At 38.8% G+C, this 4,647-nt stretch carries 7 protein-coding genes; all 7 read right to left on the reverse strand.

Annotated features, from left to right (window positions below; translation table 11 throughout):
* Positions 1-143: 143 nt before the first annotated feature.
* Entirely contained in the window at positions 144-1,037 is an 894-nt protein-coding gene (locus BMX00_RS14135) for a nucleoside triphosphate pyrophosphohydrolase family protein (RefSeq protein WP_218141564.1), read from the reverse strand.
* A complete protein-coding gene (locus BMX00_RS14140) occupies positions 1,024-2,031 on the reverse strand; it encodes a nucleotide kinase domain-containing protein (protein ID WP_090829665.1) in 1,008 nt (335 codons plus the stop codon). The genes BMX00_RS14135 and BMX00_RS14140 overlap by 14 nt, the downstream gene beginning before the upstream one ends.
* Complete coding sequence (locus BMX00_RS14145; RefSeq protein ID WP_090829666.1) at positions 2,024-2,773, reverse strand: thymidylate synthase family protein; 750 nt, start codon at positions 2,771-2,773, stop codon at positions 2,024-2,026. The genes BMX00_RS14140 and BMX00_RS14145 overlap by 8 nt, the downstream gene beginning before the upstream one ends.
* Positions 2,770-3,603, reverse strand: coding sequence for an ImmA/IrrE family metallo-endopeptidase (locus BMX00_RS14150; protein ID WP_090829667.1), 834 nt, complete (start codon positions 3,601-3,603; stop codon positions 2,770-2,772). Before BMX00_RS14150 ends, BMX00_RS14145 begins: the two co-directional genes overlap by 4 nt.
* Positions 3,590-3,931 carry a helix-turn-helix domain-containing protein gene (locus tag BMX00_RS14155; RefSeq protein WP_090829668.1) on the reverse strand — a complete coding sequence of 114 codons (342 nt, stop codon included), beginning with the start codon at positions 3,929-3,931 and terminating at the stop codon, positions 3,590-3,592. The genes BMX00_RS14150 and BMX00_RS14155 overlap by 14 nt, the downstream gene beginning before the upstream one ends.
* The gene (locus tag BMX00_RS14160) at positions 3,909-4,211 is read right to left on the reverse strand and encodes an acyl carrier protein (RefSeq protein ID WP_090829669.1); all 303 of its coding nucleotides are present in this window, start codon (positions 4,209-4,211) and stop codon (positions 3,909-3,911) included. Before BMX00_RS14160 ends, BMX00_RS14155 begins: the two co-directional genes overlap by 23 nt.
* A 168-nt stretch (positions 4,212-4,379) precedes the next feature.
* A partial coding sequence (locus BMX00_RS14780; protein ID WP_218141565.1) for a hypothetical protein occupies positions 4,380-4,647 on the reverse strand: 268 nt, incomplete at its 5' end.

The raw sequence follows: 4,647 nt of genomic DNA on the forward strand, positions 1-4,647 counted from the left end.
GGGATCTCTTCATCGCTTCAAACTCCTTCAATAGGGGAGCCAGATGCGACTTTACTCTAATTTAGAATTGCCCAGGTTTTTGGGGATGACGTCAGATTGATTTTTTGAAATTGGGTGTGTTAGTCAAACTTAAAAACTTAGAGTCATAGTAATTTTTCGAAAAACATAGTCTTTTCATGTAAATTACAAATAACTCTACCCACTTTTTCTTTACGCATTCTTCTCCACGCTTCAAAGCCCGTGAGAATTGCTTGTTCCCATTGTCGGGGTGTAATCTTATTGATTTCAAGATGTCTTGTTAATAGCTTGATTGTTTGTAACAGTTGTTCATCTATTGTATTTACGCCTTCATAGAAGCTATGGTTTCTGGCGTGTTCAAACACCAAAGCGGAAATAGCTTCGTCAATTACAATAGCTCTTCCACCATCTTCTATTTCATTTACCTTTTCATTGCTTCGTCTCTTTTTATCCATTAGGGCTCTTACCACTGGTGACCAACCGAAAACCGTAACGTACGAGAAGTGGAACAGATCATGGTATCTGTAGTAGTCATCTTCGTAGTGGTTGTCGCGGATCTGGTCACCAAATTTATTTCCGTTGACATATACATCAACACAAATTTTCCCCTTCTTGTCTGTTCCTTCTTTAAACTCTGCAACAAATTCTCTGGGAAACTGTTCTGTTTCTTCGTATCCGTCATCCAAGAATTCCACTCCAAGGCCTAACGTAAGAGCAGCGCGTGGGTCGGCCCATCTTTCTTGGATTTTCTTTAGGTTATATTCGAGAACTTCGGAGAGGGAAATGTTCTGTATGGTTGCGATGGATGTTAGATACCAAATAATATCTCCTAACTCTTCGAGAATTTTTTGACGAAATATCACATAGCTATCCCCATCGCGCATTTTTTTCTTATATTCAGTCGATAAGCCTCCGACCTCGCCATTAAGGCCGAGTATTACAATTGAGAGCGCCTTATCATCGTGTTTATCAAACTGCATCGTATCAGCGGCTTCAGCCTGATAATCATCTACATTCACTTCTTACTCCTAATTTAACTTTCCATTTTGGGGGAAATAAATACTCAATTGGTTCTGGGTTTTGTCTAAAGCGCTGTTTTATGCGTGTTCTTCCAGAGAAACCAGATAAAGTTGGATGCGCAACACGGCAATATTTATCCACTTCACAAAAAATATTCTGTATATCTATATACTGTAATGGACGATTTCCGATTCTCTGGAAATTTAGACCCAGCCTTTCGAATTCCAACTCTTGTCTATCCGTCATCAGTTTGATGATGTCTGTTTCCGATAGCCCACCAAGTTTGGAAAAACATTTTTTGATTCCGTCTCTTGCCCCAGGTCCGGGAATCGTAAATTCTGTTTCCTTAAAATTAGTTAAACCACTGTAATTCAAGTCAGTGATGTATTGGTAGGCTAAAAATTTTCCGATCAAAGGATAATCAAGAAGTAAGAAATATGCTTCAGCCATATTTCTGCACGATGCGATTTTGTCTGCTAAATTATCATCTAGCATTTTTTTTAAAAGTATAAGATGTGCGTGATGTTTCCTCGTGACATCAAATTCCTTACATCCAGAGGCCATCATATATGCATTTGAATACAGCACTCTCCCTCTATTCATTTCACTATCTAGAAAGTTCTTAAAGGAATTTAATTCAAAATTATCTACATTTAGGTCGCCAAATCTATTTTCTAATAATCGCCACGTCTCAATCTTATTGAAAAGCTTAAACAATATGACCCTAAACAGAGTGTCGTTTGACGTGTTTTGGCCACTCTTTTGGTAAATTACATTTTTTATAAGATACTGGCTTACCCTGTCACATGCTCGGTAAACATTTGTAAACTTGAATTCTTGGATTATGGCGTCATTTGTAAATGGTGGATGTCCATTCTTAAGCCGGTTATAAAATACATTTTGTCGTTCGTAAGCGAATTTCCAATATGTGTCATACGCTATAGTTGGCTGTACGGGGTCGAGTTTTATAATTATGTTGGCTTGATTAGACATATTTTCTATATTTTTTCACAAATTCCTTGGCTATTGACTTATTCACGTTGCCTAATTCAAGTATGCTAGCGATGCAATTTACTTCATCTAGCTCTAGCCCCATTTCACTGGCCATAAAGTGTCCAAGATTCTGTAATCCCACATAGTTGCCGTACCCTCTATCAACAAGATATTGCATGGCATAAATTGCGTTGAGCTTCATTTTTCCCTTTTTTTTGGGAATAAAACAGACCTGCTGTAAGCATGGAAAACCCCTCAATGCCTGAGAGGTATGGTCTATCGAAGGATCGAATGTCAATGCTATTAACGCTGAACGTCTATGCACAGGATTTCTCAAACCTTCAATTCCATTGTAGGTTTCGATAATATGCTTGAGTTGATTGATCGGTTTTCCGCTTGCCTCGTTAAAGGCGATCAAACGCCTAAAATAATGTCCGTATTTGTTTTGTCCGTTCTTCTTTACGTACTTCCATATCTTATCAAATCGTTTAAAAACTGAAGTCTGATCTCCATGGGAAAGACTTTTCGGAAATATCGTGCTAGCCGTTGTTTCAATTGAATTTTGGTTGATGCTTTTGAGAAGCTCATTAAGATCGTGCTCAAGCTCTTCTTGGTAATCAGGAACTGGATTATTGGTGGAAAAGTTTGCTATAAGAGGCGAAATTTCGGAGCTTGTGCCATCAGCTACGACAATTAGTATTTTTAGCCAGCATTCTGTAATTGAGTTTCCGTGTACGATCATTCTTCTTCGTCGTATTTGTATTGATAAATTCCTTGGAATTTATATCGACTAATCTTCGAAAAACAGCTCCAGTCCTTACTAAAAATACGGGTGATGCCAGGAGCTATCGCCTTATAAATAATTTTCTGGCTATTTGAAACCTGCTCAAAAATTTGTGGCCCATCAATGGAAAACGTTGTTGGGAATACGATATAGTCCCCAACCTCAAGTTCAATTGCTTTTTCATCCCACCAATGCCCAACATTGAAAACCTGAGATTTTATTTCCAATCCAGTGATTGAACGGCGTATCTCCGATAGATTGGAAGCTTTGAGTTTCTGATAGTGTTTATAAGTAATAAGTCGAAGGTTGATGTATATGTGGGTTATAAAAGCTTGGTATGAAACGCCGAAATATTTGGACAATGTGTAAGCGTCAGCCGAAGAAATATTGTCCGTGGCAATACCATAGCGAAGTAACGTGCGATTTACGGCTGAAGATGGCATCAAAAGCATGCTAGCAAATAAATCAGCCTCTTCCTCTTCTTGTTTATTGGAGCCACACTCCAATATTTCATCAATCACAGTGCCATGTTGCAGCACGTGATGTCCGATTTCGTGCCCGCATGTGAATCGTTTACGTCCTTCCGGTCTCTCCGCGGAAATCAATATAAGGTTTTGATTGGCAATATACATACCCTCGAAAGAAGGTATTTTTACAAAACGAAGGTCGAAACCCATAGCGTCGCACAACGCGTAAGGACACATTGGAAGGTGTGGATCAATGCCCAGAAAGGTTCTTCGGGTTTTTAGCGCTTTAGCTGTAACATGCGCTGCCCTAACTTTTTCCATCCTTGCCCTCCGAGGCCTTTATCATTTTTATTGTGTTAATTAAAGCCTCGATGTCTTCATTTTTCATTGAACTGAGTTCACGGGCAGCAGCTAAAATGGACTGATCAATTTTATCTTCATTGATTTTTCCCTCGATTATCCAGGAGACTTCAACCCCATACAAATTTGCTAATTTGAGTAGTTCATCAGATTTTACGCTTCTACGACCTGCTTCAATTTCACTAATTGTAGGGCGGTGTAATTCGAGCCTTTTCGCCGCTTGTCCCTGAGAGAGTCCAGCCATTTCTCTAGCGGAGCGTAATCTATTAGCGATCTCTAATTTGCTCATTGGGAGCTGCTTCCTTTTTAATTTGATAGATTGCATTTGCAATTGATGAAACCGTAATATCTTCAAATCTCTTATCTGAAAATATCTTCTCTGGAGGTAGTTCACATCCTACTTTTTCTTCAATACTTATTAGAACTTCGATTGTTCTTAAGCTATCAAAGCCGATAAAGTCATGGGCTGGTTTAGTGCTGCTGGTAATAATTGGGATCGGATCGCCTGATAGCTCAAGATTTTCTCTAAGGCATTGAATGACAATTATTTCCAATTCTTCCAAATTCATAATTAATTCTCTCTTATTACCAATGGTAGGATAATATTACCACAGGTAAGATTTATTGTCCAGTTAAGAGCTCTCTAATTTGGGTTTTTTATTGTAAAAAAATCAATGCCGCCTTTTCGCTATTAGCAGACACATCTACAGGTGAATAAATTCTGCATCGATATAAAATCACGTCACTGTGTTAATGGATGATTGGTCGAGCTTCAAAAAAACTATGCTAATAATTTTCTGGTTATGGAGATGTGGGAACAGTTCGGAATGGCGATCCTGACGGGCGATAAAATAACCGTTTATGTATGGGGTTTGATTCAATTGGGAGAGGTAATTGTCTGAAGCCCTTGTGAGCTTCCCCCGAAAAATCGTCTTCCAAGGGTGATGTAAAATCGAAGTCACATTGGAGAGGAAGATGATGAAGATACCGAAGCAGGAATATACA

This window comes from Nitrosovibrio tenuis (assembly GCF_900109785.1).
In the GTDB taxonomy this organism is placed as follows: domain Bacteria; phylum Pseudomonadota; class Gammaproteobacteria; order Burkholderiales; family Nitrosomonadaceae; genus Nitrosospira; species Nitrosospira tenuis_A.